Raw genomic sequence first — 23,149 nt, 5'->3', positions numbered from 1 at the left:
TATACAAATCATTTGAAAATAACTTCCAATTTGCAGATATAATCATTCCTGTCCAGATCTCTACTTTATCAAATCTACGGATACCGTTATTCCATGCCATATTTTATTCTGATAAACCCAATACTTACCTCCTTCACCCATGACATTATCAAATCCAAAGGCATAACCAATTCCTATTGAATTTAGTCCGAACAGCACCATTCCTCCATATGTTAGTGTACTGGACTTGCGATCAGATAAAAGACCAGGTGCATTTGACTTAACTTTCAAATCTGTGCTGCCAACACCTAATAATCCGCCAAAAGTGAGGGAATAATTCGTTAAGGTATTGCCTAAAAATTTTTTAGAAGGATTATAACTACTCCAGTTCAATCGATACGCTGGCGCAAAATTAACATTGAATCCTGTTTCAACTGTCGGAGGATTAATTGTGTCATTTCCAACGCCTCCACGAAACTTTAAGGGTATCGTCATTCCTGTCAAGGCAAATTTACCGTATCTAAATCTGAAATTATCCGACTCAAATTTTTTACCCCCTTTAAATGCTTTGCTCTCAGATGTATAGTAAATATTTTCCATGTTTAAAAAACTTCCCGTATTATTTCCATCAATATCTGCAGTATCGGTTGGTTTTAAATTCAGTTCGTCAACATCTGATATTTTATAATTTTCATTTTTATCATTAATTTTTCCTTTAAAATCGTTCTGCACAGTATATTCTATAACTTGATCTCTTTTAGATGTGCCTTGATTGTTCATGTATCGATATATTTTATTGCCTTTTAAAATAATCTTTTCTTCACAACAAGAAACCATAGCAAGCAAAGGCAAAAGGACTATTATAATTTTCACGTTTTTCATAAAATGTTAATTATTGATTTATTTTACGGACAACTAACTCTCTCCTAAGAGTATCAAACACAGCGTTTGACTGGGTTAAAAGCAAATTCATCGAGGAGAAGCTTCCTCCTTCCACTGACTTTGCTTCAAATACAGACAAGTCAGTAAGGATTAGCTTTATGTACCCATTAGATTTTGCATTATAAGTCAGATAATAATCTTTCACATCGACCTCATTAGGATTTGTTTTAGATTTCGGGACTATTGCAGATTTTTCCTTGATCAAAGATTTTCCCTTTCTTACAAAAATTTGATCTTCAATATCCTTACGATCGCAAGAAAATGCAGTTATGCCAATGAAAATTAAAACAATTGGCTTAAAAAGTTTTAGGTTCATCATTAAATATTTTTGGTGGTTAATAATAGCTCACTTAATCCAAAATGGATAACATAAAATTATGTTCCATAGAATTTGGAGATGTGAATTTAGTATTTATCACCAAACCTTAACACAGTACAAATACTTGTTTTTCAGTAATTAAGCAAAAAACTTACGCTACAAAAAATGTGGCGCTGAAGGGATTACTAGATAATAATTTGAACACCCAGAGAATAATTTCCAGAAAGTTCAATTCTACAAGATCTTTATTAACAAATTTCCTCCAATTTCTAGATTTTTTTTCCTACATTTACAGAGGTTAATAAACCCAAGAATTTCAAGAGTGCCCTATTAGTGCCCTTCTTTTTTTGACATAACATGACACCCAGTGTTTGCTGGGGCTTACGATACAGGTGGCGGAGCCTCTTTCTCCGCCATATGAAGTTTCAAAAGAAACTCTAAAAGTCAAAAGCCTTTAAACAATGTTTAAAGGCTTTTTTATTGATGTTAATCTGAAAACAACTTAAGAGGATATTTTAATCACAAAGAAAACTTACCGCTCCTAATAAGGCTGCAATTTCGTTGTCATTCGAAATAGAAACCTCAACTTTTAAATCAGACTCTTGAATTGTTTTATTGAATGAAGCTAAAAACAAATCACTTGCATTGGCAATTTTTCCGCCAATAATGATGTAATCTGCTGTGAAATTTTTAATCCAGGGAATAACAACGGTTGCTAAATCCTCCCCCATTCTTTCAAATACTTGAATTGCCAATTGATCTCCTTTTTTCGCTAGATTGTACAACTCCAATCCATTATTAAGTTGAATGCCATTTAAAGATTTGTAATGCGATAAAAGCCCTCTTGCAGAAACATAATCTTCTGCAATGCCATCTTCATAAGGCAAATTGTAAATTTCTCCATCAGATGGAACAGAATTCCCTGAACTGATTGATACTCCTTTATCAATAAAACAAGCTCCTAATCCTGTACCTAATGTCATAGCCATTACTTTCTTAGAAAGATTTTCCTGTTGCTTAAAAACTTCGCCTTTTCCAAAACAAACTGCATCATTTTCAAAAAGAACTGGAAAATCTGACGGAAAACCAAGCGTTTCCAAAAGCAGCTCTCTTATGTTCAATCCGTAAAAGTGTTCGTATTTTGATTGGTCTTTAATCCAGCAGATGCCGTTTTTATAATCAAATGGTCCTGGCATGCAAATGGCAATTCCTTTAATATCTTTTACTTTAGAATTTTCGATTGAAGTACAGATTACTTTTTTCCAGATATTCATAACCTCAGCTGCAGGTAAATTTGAATCAAAAGATTCTTTGCAGACCGAAAAATCCAGAACTTTCATCTCTGTTTTATTGATAACCGCAGCGGTAATATGCGTTCCTCCTATATCCAGCCCAATGGCGTGTGATGTATTCATTTTTACTTTTTTAGCTTAGTACTAGATATTTTTGTCTTTTAGAATTTGAGGATAATGGAGGCTCGTGTGTACAATCATTTCGCCAAATAAGGTATTCGCCCATGCAAACCATTTACGTGTAAACTTGTTTACATCGTCTTTATGAAAGGATTCGTGCATAAATCCAGTATCGGCATTGGTTTTAATCAAATTGGTAATACATGCTTTAATTTCTCTTTCGTCTACACTTGTAATGGCTCTCAAAACAATACTCATAGGCCAGATCGTATCGACTCCCGTATGTGGCCCTCCGATTCCTTCTCCTGCTTTTCCTTTGTAGAAAAACGGATTGTTTTCTGATAATACTACTTTTCTCGTATTCAAGTACAAAGGATCATTTGGAGCGATTGCGCCTAAATAAGGCAATGACAATAAAGATGGAACATTGGCATCGTCCATCATGTGGAAACTGCCATATCCGTTTACCTCAAAAGCTATAATTTTTCCGAATTTAGGATGATTGATAATTCCGTGTTCGTTTAAACCTTTTTGAACCTGATCTCTTAATTCTGTCGCTTTTGCAACCAAATCATTGTCTTTTAACGCTGGAAGAGAGAATATTTCAATCAAATAACCTAAGATTTCAATAGCGAACATATTACTCGGAATCAAATAACCGAATAAGGTAGAATCATCGCTTGGCCTGAAAGTCGAAACAATTAATCCGCAAGGTTTTACAGGATAACCGTAACCGCCTAACGGAACTCCGTCTGTCGCCCAAGCCGTTTGACGCTGAAAACTATATGGCCCGCCTTTTCCGTCTAATCTTTGCTGTTCTTTAAAAGTCTGCAAAACTAAAAGCATGGCTTCTTTCCATTTTGCATCAAATAAACTGATGTCGCCTGTTTCTTTCCAATAACCGTGTGCTAGTCGAACCGGATAACACAAACTGTCGATTTCCCATTTTCTTTCATGAATTCCGGGCTGCATTTTAGTAAGGTCATTTTTCCATTCGCTTTCTTTCGTAAAATCTTTATAAAAAGCATTTGCGTACGGATCCAACAGAATACATTTCGCTTGACGATTAATAACCCCTTTTACCAGTTCTGCCAATTTTGGATCTTCTTTTACAAAGGGAATATACGGCCAGATTTGCGCTGTACTGTCTCTCAGCCACATGGCATCAATATCTCCTGTAATTACATACGTATCTGGTTTTCCGTCGATAATTTCAAAATCAACTGTCGTGTCTAATGTATTTGGAAAACAGTTTTCAAAAATCCAAGCCAATTCTGGATTGGCAATTTGTTTTTTAACGCGTACGATTGCAGCTTCGATTGCTTTACTTGTAAATTTTCTTTCGGCAACAGGAGGTCTTTTCGAAACAAAATCTTTTAGCGGCAACTGAAAAGTATCCGAATTAAATCCAAAAGCTTCTGTTTGAATTGCGAATAATCCAGCTGAAAAAATGCCTGCGTTTTTTATAAATTTTCTACGTGACTGCATATCTTTTTATTTTGAAGTTGAATAAGAATATGGAAATGCTTCTTTTGATGTTCCTCTTTTAAAATTTGGAGAATTGGTCATATCAAAATTTAATTCTCCGCCTTTTAATACATCAAAATGATTGATATAATTTTTGGTATGAAGCGCATTATTCCATTTTAATTCGTTTACATATTTGTTGCTTTCCGAATTATTTGGCGCCTTGATAACGAGCTGTTTTCCGTTTTCTAACTGCAAGGTTGTTTTCTTAAATAATGGCGCTCCTAAAACATATTCTTCTGTTCCTGGGCAAACTGGGTAGAATCCCATTGCTGAGAAAATATACCATGCAGAAGTCTGTCCGTTATCTTCGTCTCCGCAATAACCGTCTGGAGTTGGCTTGTACAAACGATTCATAACTTCTCTTGACCAATATTGCGTTTTCCAAGGTTCTCCAGCATAATCGTACAAATAAATCATGTGTTGAATTGGTTGGTTTCCGTGAGCATATTGCCCCATATTCATGATCTGCATTTCGCGGATTTCGTGAATAACCGCTCCGTAATAACTGTCGTCAAAAATTGGTGGCGTTGTAAATACAGCATCTAATTTTGCTGTGAAATTTTTCTCGCCTCCCATTAAATCAATTAAACCTTGAATGTCATGAAAAACACTCCAACTGTAGTGCCAACTATTTCCTTCGGTAAAAGCATCTCCCCATTTAAACGGATTAAAATTGGCTGGAAAACTTCCGTCTTTATTTCGTCCGCTCATTAAACCGACAGAAGTATTATAGAGATTTTTATAATTCATCATTCGTTTTTCATACAAACTGATTTCCTTTTTCGGACGATTTAATGCTTTTGCTAACTTCCAAATCGTAAAATCATCATAAGCATATTCTAAAGTTCGCGCTGCATTTTCGTTGATGTTTACATCGTAAGGAACATATCCTAAAGTGTTGTAATACTGAACTCCTTTTCTGCCAACAGCTTCCAACGGACCTTCGTTATTAGCTCCATGCAATAAAGCTTCGTATAAAGTATTGATATCATAACCGCGTAATCCTTTCATGTAAGCATCAGAAACTACAGAAGCAGAATTATTTCCGACCATTACATTTCTAAAACCTGGGCTTGACCATTCTGGCAGAAACCCACCTTCTTTGTAATCGTTTATTAATCCTTCCTGCATTTCTTTATTTATCGAAGGATAAACCAAATTTAACAAAGGATATAAAGCGCGGAAAGTATCCCAAAATCCAGTTCCTGCGTACATATAACCAGGAAGCACTTTTCCGTTGTACGGACTGTAGTGCACCATTTTTCCGTCTTTATCAATTTCATACTGTTTCTGAGGAAAACAAACTGTACGGTATAAGCAAGAATAAAAAGTTTTTAGCTGATCTACATTTGTATCTTCTACAGTGATTTTTCCTAAAACTTTATTCCATTCTGCTTTAGATTGTGCAACAGTTTCTTCGAAATTCGATTTACTTAATTCGTTTTTCAAATTCAATTCAGCTTGTTCTAGACTTATAAAAGAGGATGCTACTCTAACATTTACCTTCTCTCCTTTTTTAGTTTTAAATCCAACTACAGCACCAACATGATTTCCTTCTGATTCTAATTTATCAGCGCTTAAAACTTTATCCAGCCAAGTTGAATTAGTTTCGAACTTTTTATCAAAAACCAAAACAAAATAGTTCTTAAAGTTTTTAGGAACTCCACCACTGTTTCGTGTTGTGTAACCAATTATTTTATTTTCTGATGGAATTATTTTGATATAAGAACCTTTATCGAATGCATCGATTACAACAGAAGATTTTTCGTTTTCTGGAAATGTAATCTGAAAATGCGCCGCTCTTTCCGTTGTTGTAATTTCGGTTGTAACGTCATGATCGGCAAGATAAACGCTGTAATAATAGGGCTTTGAAACCTCAGCTTTATGACTGAACCAACTCGCGCGATCGTCTTCGGCGAAAGCCAATTTACCTGTAACAGGCATAATCGAAAACTGACCGTAATCGTTCATCCACGGCGAAGGCTGATGCGTTTGTTTGAATCCTTTAATTTTTTCGGCTGTGTAAGTATAGGCCCAACCATCTCCCATTTTTCCCGTTTGAGGCGTCCAGAAATTCATTCCCCAAGGTCTGCAGATTGCGGGATACGTATTTCCGTTTGAAAGATTATGCAGTGATTGTGTTCCCATTAAAGGATTTACATATTCTACAGGATCTAAATTCTGTGCATTTAGAAAAAAGCAGGACTGCATTATTCCTAAAAAAATTAAACTCTTTATTTTCATGTTTTTTTGCTTTATGCTTTAAGCTTTTAATCTTTGTCTTAATACCTACAAGGTTTTGAAAACCTTGCAGGAACATTGCTGAAAAATCTAAAATCAGAAATCTTAAATCTAAAATTATTGAGGTCTATCTTCCTTCTTAACTCCCCAAGTTGCAGATGGCTTATTCCCCATGTATAATTTTAGTTCTCCGCCTTTTACGATCATATCTTGTGTGATATATGATTTTGTGTATGGTTTTCCGTTGTATTCTGCTTTTTGGATATAGATATTTGAAGCACTGTTATTAACGGCATTTATTGTAAACGAAACGTCTTTTGTATGATGAATAATGGCAGTGTTTACTAACGGACTTCCTAAAACATAAACCCCGTTTGCTGGATTAACGGAATAGAATCCCATTGAAGATAAAATATACCAAGCCGACATTTGCCCTAAATCTTCGTTACCACATAATCCGTCTGGTTTTGTAGAATAGAACTTATCGTCTATTTCGCGAATTAACTTTGCTGTTTTCCAAGGCTGACCGACATACGCATATAAATACGGAATGTGGTGATTGGGTTCGTTTCCGTGAGCATATTGACCGATTAAACCGCTAATATCTGGCGAAACGTCCTCGCCTTCTACTTTATCGGTTAGCAAGAAAAGTGAATCCAGTTTAGCGATAAATTTTTCTTCACTGCCAAATAAATCAATTAAACCGTACGGATCTTGAGGCACCAACCAAGTGTATTGCCACGCATTGCCTTCTACATAATCGTCTTTACGGTGCACCGAAGAAAGCGGATTAAATGGTGTTCTCCAATTTCCGTCTGTCAATTTTCCCCGCATAAAAGTGGTTTCTTTATCGAAATACTCTTTGTATAAATTGGCTCTTTTCGTGAAGTAATTATAATCGTCTGTTTTGTTTAAAGATTTCGCCATCAAAGCAATACAATAATCATCGATTGCATATTCTAAAGCATTTCCAACTGATTCTAATACTTTATCGGCTGGGATGTATTCTAATTTTTGAACATAATCCATTCCGTCACGCGTTTGCATTGCTGTTTTTTTGATTGCTTCGTAGGCTAAAATGGTATCATAATCACGATATCCTTTTAAATAAGCATCAACAATAACGGCAATAGAATGGTTTCCATTCATGGTATTGGTTTCGTTACCCATTAAATGCCAAACTGGCAATCTGCCCTGCTGCTCATAAATCGCTAAAAACGATTTTACAATATCATTGATTTTTTCTGGCTGTATAATGGTGTATAATGGATGCAATCCGCGGTAAGTATCCCAAAGTGAAAAAGTGGTGTAATTGGTAAAATTGGCTTTTTCATATACTTTTTTGTTTGTACCTCTGTAATCTCCATTAGCATCATTAAAAATAGAAGGCGCAAACATGGTGTGATACAATGAAGTATAAAAGACTTTCATAGTTTTTTCATCTGCTTTTATTTGAACTTTATTCAGTTCTTTGTTCCATTTTGAATCTGCTAATTTGACAACGGCTTCAAAATTCCAATCTGGAATTTCTGCTTTTATGTTTGCAGACGCATTTTCGACGCTTACTGGCGAAATTCCAACTTTTACTAAAATCTGTTTGTTTTTTAAAGTTTTAAAATCTAAAACTGCTTTTATTTTTAAACCTTCTCTTTCCGTTCCTTTTAATACAGCTGTACTATCGTAAACCGCCATATTGGCAATTGGCTCAGAAAATTCCATTGCAAAATAAATGCGTTGATCTGAAGCCCAGCCCGTAGAATAACGATATCCTTCTATTTTAGTTTCGCTTATTTTTTTAATGAAAGTTTTTACTGGTCTGTCCCATCCAATTCCGTCAGCAAGATCAATTAAGATGTGAGAATCGTTTGTATTTTCAAAAGTATATTTATGAAAACCAACTCTTTCGCTGGCCGTTAATTCGGCTTTAACTTTGTATTTGTCTAATAAAACGCTGTAATATCCAGGTTTAGTTACTTCGTTTTTATGAGAGAAATACGAGCCGTAACCGTTTACCATATCTTCTTTTGTTCCTTTAGTCAAACCGACTTTTCCACTTACAGGAAGCACCAGAATATCATTTAAATCTCCAATTCCAGTTCCGCTTAAATGCGTGTGCGTAAAACCTAAAATCGTGTTACTGGCATAGTTATAACCACTGCACCAATCCCAACCTTCGAAAATATTTACCGGACCTAATTGAACCGCTCCAAAAGGAACATTAGCCCCCACAAAAACATGACCATGGCCAGCAGACCCGATAATTGGATCGACGTATTGGGTATAATTTACAGTATTTTCTATTTTCTTTTTTTGAGAAAATACAACATTGCCACAAAACAGATTAAAGATTAAAACTCCGGTGAAAATTAGTTTTTTGTTCATTGTTTTTAGATTCTAAGATTCTGAGATACTAAGATTCTAAGTTTACATTCAAGTTAAAAAAACTTAGCAACTTAGAATCTTAGTGTCTTAGCATCTTTATTCATACTTTTCCAAAACCTCAAATAAAGAATAAATCTTAATTTCAGACTTCGTTATTTTTCCTTCAAAAGAAATTGTTTTTTCTTCGCCAGCAGCTAAATCAAAATAATTATCGCTCCATTTTCCTTTATATCCTTTGGCTGAAATACAAATATATTTGGCCGCTTTTTCTGCTTTTATAATAATTGAATTTCCTTTTATCTGCCAAGTTATTTTTGGATCTTCCAGTTTTAAATTTATTGGGCGTGTCAGATCAATTTCTGGTTTTATATCATCTCGATAAGCTTCTTTTATAGCGTACCAAGCTGCCTTCGGCTGTCGATTTTCGTAATCGGTAATGCTCCAGCTAGCCACAGGCCAACAATCGTTTAATTGCCAAACTAAGGTTCCCATGTTATAAGTCGCTTTCGAACGGTGAATGCCAACAATATTTTTTATTGAATAATAATGCATACACTGACTCAAGTATGCATAATCTTCCAAATTCATCTTTTTTATTTTAGAGGCATCGATAAAATATTTGCCGAGATAAGAATCTAATTTTTCAAAACCTTTGCCCGCTTTTAAATGTACTTTTAGTACATCAGAATATAAATGACGATCTTCTTCTGAAGTAAAACTTTCAACTGACGAATAATTTGGTAAAGACAGCATTCCGTACTCGCTTACAAAACGTCCTGTTTTGGTTTTAGCGTTTTCGATATCTTCTAATCCCCACCAGATTCCCCAGTAATGGCTATCTCCTTCGGTTATACTTTTGGCTTTTGACCAATGGTGTAAAGGTGACGAACTTAAATACGGACGTTTACCATCGACTTCTTTTACCCATTTCGGAATACTGTCATGAAACAAACGCGTGTAATCTTTCCATAATCGAGTTGAATCTTGTTTCGAAATTTTGAAACTTTTCATCCAACCCCAATTTTTAAAGGCTTCGTCAGCTTCATTGTTTCCGCACCACAAAACGATACTTGGATGATGGCGTAATCTCTTTACTTGATACTGAACTTCTTTTTTTACATTATCAAAAAAAGCATCATCTCCAGGAACCATTGTGCCCGCAAACATAAAATCCTGCCAAACGTTTATTCCATATTTATCGCATAAATCGTAGAAATAATCGTCTTCATAAATTCCGCCGCCCCAAACGCGAAGCATATTCATATTGGCTTCTTTGGCAGATAAAACTATTTTTTCATATTCTTTTTTGGTTACTCTTGACAAAAAAGCATCCGACGGAATATAATTGGCTCCTTTCATGTAAACCGGTTTTCCATCAATTTTAAAATAAAAAGACCTTCCTAAACTATCAGGCTCTTGTATCAATTCAATTTTTCGATTTAAAACATAAGGTTTCTCAGGAGTTTTTTCGTCATACGCTTCCAATCTTGGCGTTTTCCATATTCCGCAGGTTGTGAATTTTGGTCCCCAATCCCAACCGAAATGATATTGCGCTTTACGTACATAAGCACGCGGATTGTCTGGAATTACAAACGGATAATCTTTTTTCGCCAGTGAATCGACAACATTTTGTGCAGATTGAAATACGATTCGCAAATCGTTATTTCCTGATTTCAAAACTTTTTTAACCTCAACACGCCATTGACGAAACATATTATCGGCTTTTAAAACCAACTGATTGTTTACATATACTGATGCATAAGTGTCTAGTCCGTCAAAAACTAATTCCGTGTTTTTCTTTTTCAGCATACTTGCTGTAATCTGAAAAGTGGTTTTGTACTCCCAATTTTTGCGATCAATCCACTGCAGTTTTTCTTCATTATCTCTGTAAAACGGATCTGCTATTACTTTACTGTTTAACAAATCGGTATGAATTTCTCCTGGAACTGTCGCTGGATACCATTTTTGTGTTTTTTCTTCACGGTATGTCCAATCGTCTTTTAAATCAATACTTTGCGCAAAAGCAATTGATGTAAAACTTGCCCAAAATAGGCACATGAAACCGAAAAGTTTTTTTGGATAATTCATTTTATGAAATACTATTTTAATACCTTCTAAAATTAGTAAAAAGGTACCTAATTTGGCAGTTTAGAGAAGGAAAGAAATGACCAAGTTTATTCCTTCTCTTTAGAATTTATTCTTTGTTAGTAACTCTAAAATACAACTAGAAATATTTTCTCACCACTGCCTATGTTTTATTTTGGTTTTGATATGGACTGTTTTTTAAATTCAAATAATTGAAAAGTCTTTTGAAATTTTTAAAAATGCAGAAAATAAAATCCATCTTTTTCAGCAGAATCTCTCTTAGTTTACTGCGAAAAAGAGGCATTTGAATCTGCAAAATAACTTTTCAAATTGCTTACTTTTTTAGATCAATTATTACAAGATTTAAAAATAAGCCGGGTATGCTCATTACCCGACTTATCTTCTTAACTAACCAACCAAATTTTTAAAATTATTTATCCCACCAAATTCTTGTGGTCATTAAATCTAAACCTTGACGTTGAATTGCTTCTTTATAATTAGCCTCGTTTGTAATCAGTTCTGACTGATCATAAATTAATCTTCTCGGAATTGTTCCTTTTGTTTCTCCTGTCGGATCGTTTACAGGAACTAAAACTGGATAACCTGTTCTTCTGTATTCTGAGAAGGCTTCAAAACCATTAAACAATAATAAAATCCATTTTTGAGTAATAATCTGTTCGATTTTTTGTGCTTCTGTTCCTCCAGATTTAAACGGATAAGTAGTAATATACGTGGTATATTCTGCTGGCGAAACCAAAGGCACTTTGTCTCCAAAAATGGCCAAAATATTCATCGCCGCTCTTACTCCATTTTCATAGTAAGTCTGAGCAGATCCGCCAACGTTCCATCCTTTTACAGCTGCTTCTGCCAATAAATACTGAACCTCAGCATATGACATAATTAATGTTGGTGCATCATAACGCAATACTGTTGAAGTATTTGGATCAGAGAAAAGTTTTTTATCTCCTCCGGGAAAATCTTTTGCATCATTTGCCAAACCTTGCTGACTTGCTGGATTATTATCTCCTGTTGCTTCTAATTTTGCGTAAATTCTTAAACGAGGATCGTTTGTATTTTTCAACAAATCGATGAATGTTTTACTGAATTTAATATTCGATTCTCCACCGTTCAAATCATTTCTAACCCATGCAGAAGTAATCGGATTGGTTTTAACTCCCGGAGGTCCTGCATCATGACGCAAAACCAAACTGTCATCATTTGAAGTAAATACTCCCTTAGCATATGCTTTTTCTACAAATTCTTTTGCTTTCGCAGGATTTACTTTAGACAAACGCATAGCAACTCTAAGCATTAAAGAGTTAGCTAGTTTCTTCCATCTTGCAACATCACTTTGGTAATACAAATCGGCATTTCCTACGAAAGGTTTTGCTGCATCTAACGCCGTTCCAGCTTCGTCCAATTCTTTTAAAAGATCGTTGTAAATTGCTTCTTGCGTATCGTATTTAGGAGAAAAAACGTTTCCATTGTATCCTTTTCCTGCTTCAAAATAAGGAACTTCCCCATAAGTATCTGTCAGTTTTTGAAACAAAAATACTTTCATGATTCTACAAGCTTGAATCATATTTGTATTCTCAGGTGTATCTTCCACTACAGATAGTAATTGGAAAATCTGATTTAGTCCTTTTCCGTAAGTTTCTCCAAAAAGTGCTGCTGAATACTCAGACGAATAGGTGTATTTCGAACCCGCACCTGTAGGTGAAGAAAATTGCTGTACAATCTGAGCGGCGTATATATTGTTTCCTCTTGTATTAGAGAAATCCTGACCGTCTACATAAATTTCAGCAAGCGTAAACATCGATTTTACTGCTGGATCTGTTAAAGCATTTGGATTCGTATTCATTTCCTCGAATCCTTTATCGCATGAAGCCAATGTCAAAGCACCAACAATTGCGACACAAAATATTTTGATATATCTATTTTTCATCTTTTTTAGTATTAGAATTTGACATTAAGTGCAAAACCATAGTTTCTTGTCAAAGGCATAGAAGCTCTTTCCATTCCTTGCGCATTACTGTTTGAGTAATTTGACTCAGGATCAATGTTTGGCACTTTGTCATAAATAGTCCATAAATTATGTGCTGAAAATGCTAAACTAATGGCTTGAAATGGTGTTCTTTTTAAATATTCTTTTGGGAAATTATAAGCGAATGAAATTGCTCTAAGCTTCACGAAATCGGCATCGTAAACAAAGTTTGACGTTACATCACTATAACTTCTCCAGTAATCGTAGGCAGAAACTGTTGTGTTTACAGGATTTCCGTTAACATCTGTTCCGCTTACTGCAACTCCTGTTTCACGACCTGGAAGTGTAATTTCAGATAATCCGTAACGTGTTCCTAACTGATTGGTAGCAGAATAGATTTCTCCTCCAAATTTAGCATCAACAAAAACAGAAAGTGTGAAATTTTTATATGAGAAATCATTTGAAAGTCCCATCGATGTTGGTGCAACACCTTGTCCAGCAATGATTAAATTTCCTCTTAAGAATCTTCCGTTTGTATCCAATACGATATTTCCGTTCGCATCTCTTAAATAATCGTATGCTTTAATAACTCCAAAAGGCTGTCCTTTTTCTAATACTACGTTAGCTCTACCGTCTCTGTTTCCTTCTAATGTTTTTGTTGTAATTTTATCAGAAAGATTTAAAACTTCACTATGGTTATAAGCAAAATTATAACCTACACTCCAAGAAAAACTTGGTGTTTTTACTGCTTTTAAATTAATCGCAAACTCCACCCCTTTGTTTAAGATTTCTCCAACGTTGATTTTTGTCGTTCTATATCCTGAAGCTTGAGAAACATCGGCATCAGTAATATCGTTTGTCGTTTTCTTGCTGTAGAAAGTTAAATCTGTACTTACTCTATTATTGAAGAATGTGTTTTCAAAACCAAACTCGATTGTACTTACGTTGTATGGTTTTAAAGTTCTGTTTGGAATTGTTTCTCCATTTACCCCCAAAATTGGCTGTCCTAAAGAATCTGTCTGTCCGTCTGGTGTTGTATAAGTCAAAGCTAAAGCGTAAGCATCTGGCAATGCACCTCCTACGTTACCCCAACCTGCTCTAATTTTACCATAAGAAATCCATTCTGGAAGGCCGATAACTTCAGAGTAAATAAAACTTGAACTTACAGAAGGATAGAAAGTGCTATTGTTTGACGGATCTAAAGTTGAAAACCAATCCTCACGACCTGTTAAACTCAAAAACAAATAATCTTTGTATCCAAGATCTGCAGAATAGAAAAGAGAGTTTACTTCACTTTCTGAGAATAATTTTTCTGTTTTGTCTGGCTGTGTATTCCCGTAGAAATATTTGAATGGAACAATAAAATTGTTTCCTTTCATTTTAATGCCACTATATCTGTTGTGCTGACGATTGGCACCAATAAAAGCATCCAATGAAAAATCTGTAGCAATATCACCTTTGTAACCTAAGAAACCAGAAGCATTTACCTCAGAACGCGTTTCAATTCTGTTTTCGATAGATCCGCCTGGGCTATAATTTATTCCAGTAGGTTCAATTTCAGTATATTCATAATTAATATCATCAATACCAATAACAGCTTTAGCATAAATTTTATCTGTAATGTTGTAATTTACTTTTGCCGATCCGATAAAACGCTTTCTAAGATCATCGTTTAAAGGAGATTTTGTAGCAAAATAAGGATTGGTATGGTATACGTTTGCTCCTAAATAATCTTCTTCGCCTCCATTTGCATCATACGGATTACTGATCCATCTAATGTCTGTTCCCGGAGTCATAAAAGTAGTTGGGAAAGACGGGTTTCTTGGCGAATCGTTTAAGTACGGACGGTTATGGCTTTTCTCAGAAATATACTGCGCATTACTTTCTATACTGATTCTTTTATTAGGCGCAGAGTTTAAGCTCAAAGCCACGTTATTTCTACCAAAAGTAGTTTCTGGCAAAATGGATTCGTCTTTTGTATTTCCAAAAGACAATCTAAAGTTTGTCGATTCATTTCCTCCAGAAATGGCTAAAGTATTGCTGAATGAATATCCCGTTCTGTAGAAATTCTCCACATTATCTTTTCCATATGCTTGATATGGTCTTGTCTTACCATCAAGAGACAAAGAAGGTGTTCCGTCATATTTATCGCCCCAAGCAAAATAGTACGAATCTCTAAGTTCTTGTAAATTAGTAAATCTAGTAGGCACACCGTTAGCATCTGGAGCTCCTGCACCGTATTGGTCTTGCCATTTTAAAAGACTTGCAGGCGTATTAAAAGCAGAATTAGTACTGAAATCTACTCCTATTCCCGATCCGTTTTTACCTTTTTTAGTTGTAATTAAGATAACACCATTTGACCCTCTATACCCATAAAGAGCAGAAGCAGCACTACCTTTAAGCACAGACATAGAAGCAATATCGTCGGGGTTAAAAGAAGACATTCCATCTCCTTTATCTGCCCCTCCCCACATTCCGGCATTTCCTTGTTGCGTATTGTCAATCGGAATTCCGTCTACCACATACAATGGCTGGTTCAATCCTGATGCCGAAGTAGCTCCACGAATCACCACTCGGCTCGAACCAGATGGTCCTGTAACGGGAGCAGAAACGTTTACACCGGCAATTTTACCCTGCAAAGCATTTCCTAAATTGATTTCTTTATTTTTTGTCAAGTCTTCGCCTTTTAGCTCTCCTACGGCGTAACCTAAACTTTTCTTTTGTTTTTTAACTCCAAATGAAGTTACAACAACGTCTTTTAATTCTTGTGTAGATTCAACTAGGGCAACAGTAACTCTAGTCTCTTTTTCCTGAAGCACAACGGTTTGCGACTGAAACCCTATTGAAGAAACATTAAGGGTAACTTTACCTTCAGGAACATTCATTCTAAATCGGCCTTCAGCATCTGTAACAGCGCTAATGGGCTTTCCTTGAACCTCAATTGATGCAGCAACAATTCCTTTGTTTTCTGCATCTGTAACTATGCCGGTTATTAATCGATTTTGCGCGGCAGCACTTAAACTGCTAAGCAATATCACTCCTAATACTGCTAATATTTGTCTCATAAGCTTTTTTGGTTATTGGTTTTGATTTCGTTTTGTGTTTTGTTGTTACGTGTTTGTTTTTAAATAATTAATAAAAAAATTTACTCTCATTTCAATATAACAGCCAGCAGCTTGTACAAGTAAAGCTGTTTTCTAGGTTTTCACTAAAACGATTTAGTGAAATGGTTAAAAAATTTTTAAACTGATTCTCTTACTATTAAAGTCCCTTTTTTGAGAATTTTTTCGATTTTATACTCTTCAAAGTTGGTCATCTGACGCATTAACAGTTGTATGGACTTGACTGCTATATCTTCTATTGGTTGAGCGATTACTGATATTGTGGGTGTGTGCAGTTTGAAACTGTCATGATCATCAAAGCTGATGACTGAAATATCTTCTGGAATTTTGTATTTTAAATATCTAAAAGCTTGTAGTCCTGCAAGTCCGAGATAGTTTGCTAAAAAAAGAACTGCATCTATTTCTTTATTTTCTGTAAAGAAATTTATAATTGCCTCGACTCGGCTTTGTTCATTAGCGTGATAATCTAAATGCAGCGTATATTTTTCGTTATAAAGTCCTTCTTCTTTTAAGGCCTCAACATATCCTTTTTCTCTCAATTTCATCTGAATCATCCCAGACTCATTATTTACCACTGCAATATTCTTTCTTCCTTTGTCAATCAAAAATTTGGTAGCGGAATAAGACCCTTCGTAATTGTCCATTACAACATGACTTACTTTTTGATTGGCAAAATAGCGATCGATTAACACCACTGGTTTTTGCATTTTTAAAAGCTGGCTGATTGTTTTCTCCAGATTTCGCGTTGGCGTAATAATAAAACCTTCAACATTTGCCTGTAAAAGACTCTGAACCAATTCTTCTGAACGGTTGTTATCATCTCCTGTACTGCAATAGAAAACCCTATAATTTATATTTTTGGCTTCATCTTCGATTACTCTAGCCAAGTCTGCAAAAAACTGATTGGATATATCTTCTACAATAAGTCCGATTGATCTTGTTTTGCCTGTTCGCAAGCTGCTCGCAATCATGCTTGGTTTATATTGCAGTTTTTGCGCAACGTCTTGAACTTTTTTAATTACGGTTGGACTAATAGCCATTTTTTCACCCTTTCCATTGATAACAAAAGATACAGTAGAAATAGAAACTTCTGCCTGTTTAGCAATATCCCTTATTGTAATCTTTTTCATCTGGTAAAAAATTTATTGTTGAATATTTTAGTACATCACAAATATATGTAAGTGAAACTTACAAAAACGTTTTAGTAAAATTTTTTTTCAATAAATCTCTTTTTTATCATTAAAATAAAACGAAAAATTCAGTAAATAAAGCATTTTAGTCAGTTATTGTCATTTTGACTTTTAATACCTATTTCACGCTTTTAATAGAGATTTAATTGAAATTTAAACGATATACCCATCATTTTCTTGTGGCGTTTCTGAAAAAAAATACCAAAAAAAGTCAAAATTCCTTAAAAACATCTTTTCAGAAAATGAAAAACAAAACATTAGCGCAAAAAAAAACAGTGTGTATTAGTAAGAAAAAAATCATTATTTTTAACTAACCTTCATTTTTTGCATTATGACCGATAAATCACAACTTTTAAGTTTCATTTTTAGGCATCTTGACGGCTTGGTTACTGCACCTGTAGCAGTAGCGCTTAAAAATAAACCTGTATTAGAATTTATCTTAAATAAAAAACAGACAACCTTGTCTGAGCTTACTGCGGCTTTTAATGCTAACGAAGGTTATCTCAACGTAGGGCTGCGAGTTCTGGCTTCACAGGGGTTTTTAGAATATGAAATCGATAATAAAACACAGGTTATTGCAATTACTGTAAATGAGAAAACTGAAACGGCTTTTTCGCTGTTTTATCTCTATGAAGATGTTGTCGAACTGCTTCAATTATCCATACATTTTCATCCGCGTTTGTTTGAAGAAACGCCGTTTGAAAAGCTTAATATAATTTTTGAAAAATATAAAAACAGATACGGAATTGAGCCTTCCAGCGATCCTCTGAAAAATAGCATTCAAGAGCAAATTTTAAAACATATTGAAGGTTACCTGATCGGGCCAACTATTGTGCGTTTGGCAATGAATGGAATGTTTCATAAGTATTTTATGGAAACTTCTTTCCGACCAGAAGAGTTTCATAAATCACCCGAAAATTTCAAAAAGATATTAGACTTTTTTGTGCATTTGGGCTGGTTTCTTGAAAAAAAAGGAAATTATCAATTTACTGAAGCTGGTTTGTTTTTTGCTAAAAGAGCTAGCGCTTATGGCGTTACCGTTTCGTATTTACCAACATTTGCCAAAATTGAAGAATTAATTTTTGGCAATCCCGACGCTCTACGAACTGCCGAAGGCAAAAATGAAATTCATGTGGATCGCGAAATGAATGTTTGGGGAAGCGGCGGCGCTCACGACACTTATTTTAAAGTAGTTGACGAAATCCTAATCAAACTTTTTAATCTTCCTATCGAAGAACAGCCAAAAGGAATTTTAGATATGGGATGCGGAAATGGCGCATTTCTACAACATATTTTTGAAGTAATCGACAGGCAGACTTTACGCGGAAAAATGCTTGACGAATATCCGTTGTTTTTGGTTGGTGCAGATTACAATCAAACGGCTTTGAAGGTAACAAGAGCCAATCTTATCAATGCCGATATTTGGGCAAAAGTAATCTGGGGCGATATCGGACGTCCTGATTTATTGGCAGATGATTTAAAAGATAATTATAATATCGATTTGAAAGATCTTCTGAATGTGAGAACTTTTCTAGATCACAACAGGATTTGGCAAGATCCAAAACAGATTAACAAAAATAGAGTCAGTACCTCAACAGGTGCGTTTGCTTATAGAGGAAAAAGAATCAGCAATAATCTGGTTGAAGATAATCTTCTCGAACATTTGCAAAAATGGTCGCCATATGTGCGCAAATTTGGTCTTCTTCTGATTGAACTTCATACCATAAATCCGAAACTTACAGCCAATAATTTAGGCAGAACTCCCGCAACTGCTTACGATGCCACACATGGTTTTTCGGACCAGTACATTGTTGAAATTGATGTTTTTAATGCCATTGCCGCAGAAGCAGGATTATTTCCGGATAAAGCAATTTTCAAGAGATTTCCCGATGCTGATACGGCAACGGTTAGCATTAATTTATTGAAAGGGAAATAGATTTGTTTAACCTCTCTTTGTGTTCCCAAGGTTGAAACCATGGGCTATGTTTGAATAAGATTGTCTAAAAAATTAATGTATTGAAAATATATTTAGCCCCTACGGGGCTATTTCTTTATACCCTAAAAATATTTTCTACACATATTTCGTCCCGCTGGGACTTTTCAAATAGCTCTGGAGGAGCGAAATATTTATAGATAAAAATTCAAAATAACAATCAAAAAACTCCAGTGGATCGATATATTTCGTCCCGCTGGGACTTTTCAAAAAGCTCTGGAAGAGCGAAATATTTATAGCTAAAAATGCAAAACACAAATCAAAAAGCTCCAGCGGAACGACATATCCTAATAAAAAAGGAGCGATTTTTTCAGATGCTCCTTTAATGTGAATTTTATATCAAAAGGAAATTATTTCCCTCCAATCAACTGCATAATTTTATCATAAATCGCTGTATTTTGGTAAACTCCCATAAATTTCTCAGAACCTGGACCGTAGGCAAAAACAGGAACTGGAACTGCCGTATGATCATTTGTGCTGAAACTTCCGTGAACATAACCTTTTTCGATGCTTCCATCAATTAAAGACAATCCGCCTGTTTCGTGATCGGCGGTTACGATTAATAACGTTTCTGGATTTTTATCTACAAATTCCATTGCTTGACCAACCAATTTGTCAAAATCCAACATTTCTCTCACCACATATTCTACATTATTCTGGTGTCCCCCGTAATCAATTTGAGCTCCTTCAGCCATAATAAAAAACGGATTCTTTGTTTTTGAAAAAGCAGCTGTCGCTTTCGCTAAAGATTTTGTTAGAAAATCTCCTCTTCCATTTTTTATAGAAACCACTGCAGCATCTTCTAAAACCACAAATTTGCTGTTTTTAATTGTGTCTAAACTTGAGAATTTATCTGAGAAAGTATATCCTTTTTCGATTAGCGTTTTAGACAAATCTTTTCCATCTTTTCTAGCAATAAATTCTTTCTGCCCTCCTCCAATTAAAATATCAGACGGACTTGAAAGGAAATCATTCGCAATTGGTTCGCTTAAACTTCTTTCTGGCTGATGCGCATAAAATGCAGCCGGAGTTGCATCTGTACTATTTCCTGCAGAAATAATGGCCGTTTTGTAGTTTTTCTTTGCCAATTGTTCTGCAATGGTCTGAAGCAGTTTTCCTTTTTCGTCAACACTTATAAAACGGTTATTGGTTTTATGTCCCGTTGCCATTGCCGTTGCTCCTGCCGCTGAATCTGTGATATAACTATCAGACGCTTTTGTGATCGAAAATCCTTGAGTTGGAATATTAAACAAACTCAATTGTCCTTTGTTTGCGGTGTAACCTGAGTAGATTTGCGTTAATCCCATTCCGTCTCCAATTAAAAGAATAACATTTTTGGGGCGTTTATTCTTGAAACTATTTTTAGGAATATACGCTTGGTGAAATTCTGTATTCTGATAAAATGTCGTTTTAATATTATTGATAAATTGAGTTAATTCAGCCACTTTATCCGTTCCGATAAAATCAACTTTTAGATTCATCAAAGTCATATACGTATTCACGTTGTCTTGCGTAGCCCAGAATCTTACTTTTTTATTTTGATCGTGGACTTTTTTTATAATGGCCTGAATTTTTTCAGCATCTTGTTGTGTCAAAACACCTTTTCCATTCCAAACTGTGATTTCATGCAAATCTTCGCTGATCATTTCAACTTTCGCTAATTGATCTGGAGTATAGTTTTCATTCGGTCTTCCGTCAAAATAAATAAAATCTGGATAGGTTTTCCAAAGCGATGGCAAAGGCCTGTTTCCAGAAATAACCACTTTTATGTTTTTATTCGTAACAATATCTGGAAAAGTCTTTAACTGCTGTGCAATTGCTTTCAAAGTCGAATCGGCATCCGACTTAATATCAATCATTAAAATCAATGGCTTATTGCTTGGATACGCCTTTCCTTCCAACGTTTTTAATTTGTTGGAAAGCGGTTCCAAATACATGCTTTTAAGTGTATTATGAGCAGCAATTTCTTTAGAAGTATGCGCCACAAACAATTCGTTATTCACTAAAAAAACATCGGCTTCTATAACGCCTGTTTCGTTAGAATAAGCTCCGTAAAAGGGCAGTTTGCTTTCGTAATCGTTATGCGAATGAATGTTAGACGAACTGTATTCTTGCGCTTGCGCGAACAAGCAAAATTGAAGGCAAAAAAGGGTGATTATTTTTTTCATCGAAAATGATTTTTATTCTTTTAAAGCTGTAGGTAACTTTATTAGAAATGGGGTTTTATAATTTATTAAGTTCTATTTGTCATTCCGAGGAACGAGGAATCACACTAGAAATTCCGTATAGAATTTCTCCAATCTTTGTCGAATCCCGAGTGTGATTCCTCGTTCCTCGGAATGACAAAACTTTTTTTTACAACTGCAGTCTCCTGACTAAGACTGCAGTGTAAAAAACTATAAAAACACAACAAAATTATTTTTTACCAGCCTTGGTTTTGAGTCAAAGCACCTTTGCTCACTGCGATTTCATCTGGCGGAATTGGCCAAACGTGGTGAATCGCAGGATTAAAATTACGAGCAGGATAAATTACACTTCCATCATAATGGTGCAATGGTTTTGCGTATGTTTCTTTTGCATCTCCCCAACGAACTAGATCAAAATGGCGATCTGTCCATTCTCCAGCCAACTCGCATCTTCTTTCTCTTTTTAAATCGACCATTGTTGCTCCAGAAATATCGGCAAGACCTGCACGGTGACGAATCATATTAATTTCTGTATCTGCATTTTGACCTTTCATTAATTTCGCTTCCGCTAACATCAAAATGACATCTGCATATCGTAAAAGAGGCACATTTAAAGCAGTTGAAGGTTTGTCTCCATTCGCATTTACATAACGAATATCCACTCCGCCAGAACCAGTTTTTGGATAACTGAACGGCTCCATATATTTTTTAAACTGATAACCCGTTCTATTACTTGAACTGACGATATGATTTCCTTCGTTAAAAGTTACGGTTTCTCCGAAATAAACAAACTTGTCTCCCTTTTGTAAAATCGTAGCGCTTCTTCTTTTATCGTTTGCAGCATAAGTATCGAATAATTCTTTTGTCGGATAAAAATTTCCCCAACCGTTGTAAACTCCCCAGCCTTTATCTTCTAAACAAACTCCAGGAAAAATAGAACCTAAAGAAGTGTTTTCTGCACTTGAAGTTACAGCCCAAATATATTCTGAAGACCAATTGTTGCTGATTTTAAATACATCTTCAAAATTGTCTAACAATTTATGTTTTCCGCTAGCCACAATCATATTGGCATACTTAATGGCATTGTCATAATCTTTTGCATATAAATACGTACGAACCAAATAAGCCCAAGCAGCTGTTTTGTGAGCACGCCCGTAATTGTCTGGCGTAAGCTGATCGAAATACGGCAATAAATCGGCTGCTTTGATTAAATCTGCTGCAATGTAAGCGTAATTTTCTGCTACATTTTTAGCGCGAGGCACGTAAACATTGGTTGGATTTTCTCTGTCTTGAATCGGGATTCCAGCACGATCATCTCCATAATGGTATGCCAATTCTAAATGCATTACTGCATGATTAAAATAAGCTTCTCCCAACATTCCGTTTTTTGTACTTTCGTCTAATGCGATATTTGGAAGATTACGAATTACGTCATTACAACGTTTCATAATTTCGTAGTGAATTCTCCAGATATCTTTCGTATCCGATTCTGATCCGTCAACAATAAAATTTTTGATTCTTTCTGCGTTTTGTCTTGGTTTTGTTCCGATATCATCGCTGGCATTATTTAACCAAAAGAAACCACGACCGTACATATTATCATCAGAATACAACGCATAAATTGCATTTACTCCCGCTTTTGCATCTGCTGGCGTTTTCCAGAAATTTCCGCTTGAAGGAGCTCCTTGCGGCACAACATCAAGTTCGCTTTCACAAGCTGAAGTGCTTACCAAAAGCACAAAACTCAATAATAAAAGACTTATTTTTTTCATTTTAACTGTTTT

At 35.2% G+C, this 23,149-nt stretch carries 13 protein-coding genes; 1 reads left to right on the top strand and 12 read right to left on the bottom strand.

The annotated features are described in order from the left end of the window. Positions 1-60: 60 nt before the first annotated feature. The 10 genes from ABTV69_RS10510 to ABTV69_RS10465 form a co-directional block, all read right to left on the bottom strand. A complete protein-coding gene (locus ABTV69_RS10510) occupies positions 61-861 on the bottom strand; it encodes a hypothetical protein (RefSeq protein ID WP_433836115.1) in 801 nt (266 codons plus the stop codon). A gap of 10 nt (positions 862-871) precedes the next feature. Next, positions 872-1,240, bottom strand: coding sequence for a hypothetical protein (locus tag ABTV69_RS10505; RefSeq protein ID WP_433836113.1), 369 nt, complete (start codon positions 1,238-1,240; stop codon positions 872-874). A gap of 515 nt (positions 1,241-1,755) precedes the next feature. After that, complete coding sequence (locus ABTV69_RS10500) at positions 1,756-2,655, bottom strand: ROK family protein (protein ID WP_433836111.1); 900 nt, start codon at positions 2,653-2,655, stop codon at positions 1,756-1,758. Positions 2,656-2,676: 21 nt separating this feature from the next. Beyond that, positions 2,677-4,140, bottom strand: coding sequence for a glycoside hydrolase family 125 protein (locus ABTV69_RS10495; RefSeq protein WP_433836109.1), 1,464 nt, complete (start codon positions 4,138-4,140; stop codon positions 2,677-2,679). A gap of 6 nt (positions 4,141-4,146) precedes the next feature. Further along, entirely contained in the window at positions 4,147-6,426 is a 2,280-nt protein-coding gene (locus tag ABTV69_RS10490; RefSeq protein ID WP_433836107.1) for a GH92 family glycosyl hydrolase, read from the bottom strand. Positions 6,427-6,540: 114 nt separating this feature from the next. After that, a complete protein-coding gene (locus tag ABTV69_RS10485; protein ID WP_433836105.1) occupies positions 6,541-8,805 on the bottom strand; it encodes a GH92 family glycosyl hydrolase in 2,265 nt (754 codons plus the stop codon). 96 nt (positions 8,806-8,901) lie between these two features. After that, a complete protein-coding gene (locus ABTV69_RS10480; RefSeq protein WP_433836103.1) occupies positions 8,902-10,893 on the bottom strand; it encodes a beta-mannosidase in 1,992 nt (663 codons plus the stop codon). A 427-nt stretch (positions 10,894-11,320) separates the two neighbouring features. Then, positions 11,321-12,835 carry a SusD/RagB family nutrient-binding outer membrane lipoprotein gene (locus tag ABTV69_RS10475; RefSeq protein WP_433836101.1) on the bottom strand — a complete coding sequence of 505 codons (1,515 nt, stop codon included), beginning with the start codon at positions 12,833-12,835 and terminating at the stop codon, positions 11,321-11,323. 11 nt (positions 12,836-12,846) lie between these two features. Further along, positions 12,847-15,939, bottom strand: a complete 3,093-nt coding sequence (locus ABTV69_RS10470; protein WP_433836099.1) for a SusC/RagA family TonB-linked outer membrane protein — start codon at positions 15,937-15,939, stop codon at positions 12,847-12,849. Between the two features lie 176 nt (positions 15,940-16,115). Then, positions 16,116-17,126, bottom strand: coding sequence for a LacI family DNA-binding transcriptional regulator (locus tag ABTV69_RS10465; RefSeq protein ID WP_433836097.1), 1,011 nt, complete (start codon positions 17,124-17,126; stop codon positions 16,116-16,118). 391 nt (positions 17,127-17,517) lie between these two features. Here ABTV69_RS10465 and ABTV69_RS10460 point away from each other — a divergent pair, with 391 nt between their 5' ends. After that, entirely contained in the window at positions 17,518-19,122 is a 1,605-nt protein-coding gene (locus ABTV69_RS10460; protein WP_433836095.1) for a class I SAM-dependent methyltransferase, read from the top strand. Positions 19,123-19,529: 407 nt separating this feature from the next. Here the strand turns inward: ABTV69_RS10460 and ABTV69_RS10455 are convergent, their stop codons facing one another. Next, on the bottom strand, positions 19,530-21,347 hold the full coding sequence (locus tag ABTV69_RS10455) for an alkaline phosphatase (RefSeq protein ID WP_433836093.1): 1,818 nt from the start codon (positions 21,345-21,347) through the stop codon (positions 19,530-19,532). Between the two features lie 254 nt (positions 21,348-21,601). Further along, positions 21,602-23,137, bottom strand: a complete 1,536-nt coding sequence (locus ABTV69_RS10450; protein ID WP_433836091.1) for a RagB/SusD family nutrient uptake outer membrane protein — start codon at positions 23,135-23,137, stop codon at positions 21,602-21,604. Between the last annotated feature and the right edge of the window lie 12 nt (positions 23,138-23,149).

Source organism: Flavobacterium anhuiense (genome assembly GCF_050990855.1).
GTDB classification, from domain to species: Bacteria; Bacteroidota; Bacteroidia; order Flavobacteriales; family Flavobacteriaceae; genus Flavobacterium; species Flavobacterium anhuiense_C.
This window is presented reverse-complemented; position numbering and strand designations above follow the sequence as displayed.

Bases quoted from the DNA above. Each gene is read 5' to 3' on its own strand.
- ABTV69_RS10510 (WP_433836115.1), bottom strand. From the start codon at position 861: ATGAAAAACGTGAAAATTATAATAGTCCTTTTGCCTTTGCTTGCTATG.
- ABTV69_RS10505 (WP_433836113.1), bottom strand. From the start codon at position 1,240: ATGATGAACCTAAAACTTTTTAAGCCAATTGTTTTAATTTTCATTGGC.
- ABTV69_RS10500 (WP_433836111.1), bottom strand. From the start codon at position 2,655: ATGAATACATCACACGCCATTGGGCTGGATATAGGAGGAACGCATATT.
- ABTV69_RS10495 (WP_433836109.1), bottom strand. From the start codon at position 4,140: ATGCAGTCACGTAGAAAATTTATAAAAAACGCAGGCATTTTTTCAGCT.
- ABTV69_RS10490 (WP_433836107.1), bottom strand. From the start codon at position 6,426: ATGAAAATAAAGAGTTTAATTTTTTTAGGAATAATGCAGTCCTGCTTT.
- ABTV69_RS10485 (WP_433836105.1), bottom strand. From the start codon at position 8,805: ATGAACAAAAAACTAATTTTCACCGGAGTTTTAATCTTTAATCTGTTT.
- ABTV69_RS10480 (WP_433836103.1), bottom strand. From the start codon at position 10,893: ATGAATTATCCAAAAAAACTTTTCGGTTTCATGTGCCTATTTTGGGCA.
- ABTV69_RS10475 (WP_433836101.1), bottom strand. From the start codon at position 12,835: ATGAAAAATAGATATATCAAAATATTTTGTGTCGCAATTGTTGGTGCT.
- ABTV69_RS10470 (WP_433836099.1), bottom strand. From the start codon at position 15,939: ATGAGACAAATATTAGCAGTATTAGGAGTGATATTGCTTAGCAGTTTA.
- ABTV69_RS10465 (WP_433836097.1), bottom strand. From the start codon at position 17,126: ATGAAAAAGATTACAATAAGGGATATTGCTAAACAGGCAGAAGTTTCT.
- ABTV69_RS10460 (WP_433836095.1), top strand. From the start codon at position 17,518: ATGACCGATAAATCACAACTTTTAAGTTTCATTTTTAGGCATCTTGAC.
- ABTV69_RS10455 (WP_433836093.1), bottom strand. From the start codon at position 21,347: ATGAAAAAAATAATCACCCTTTTTTGCCTTCAATTTTGCTTGTTCGCG.
- ABTV69_RS10450 (WP_433836091.1), bottom strand. From the start codon at position 23,137: ATGAAAAAAATAAGTCTTTTATTATTGAGTTTTGTGCTTTTGGTAAGC.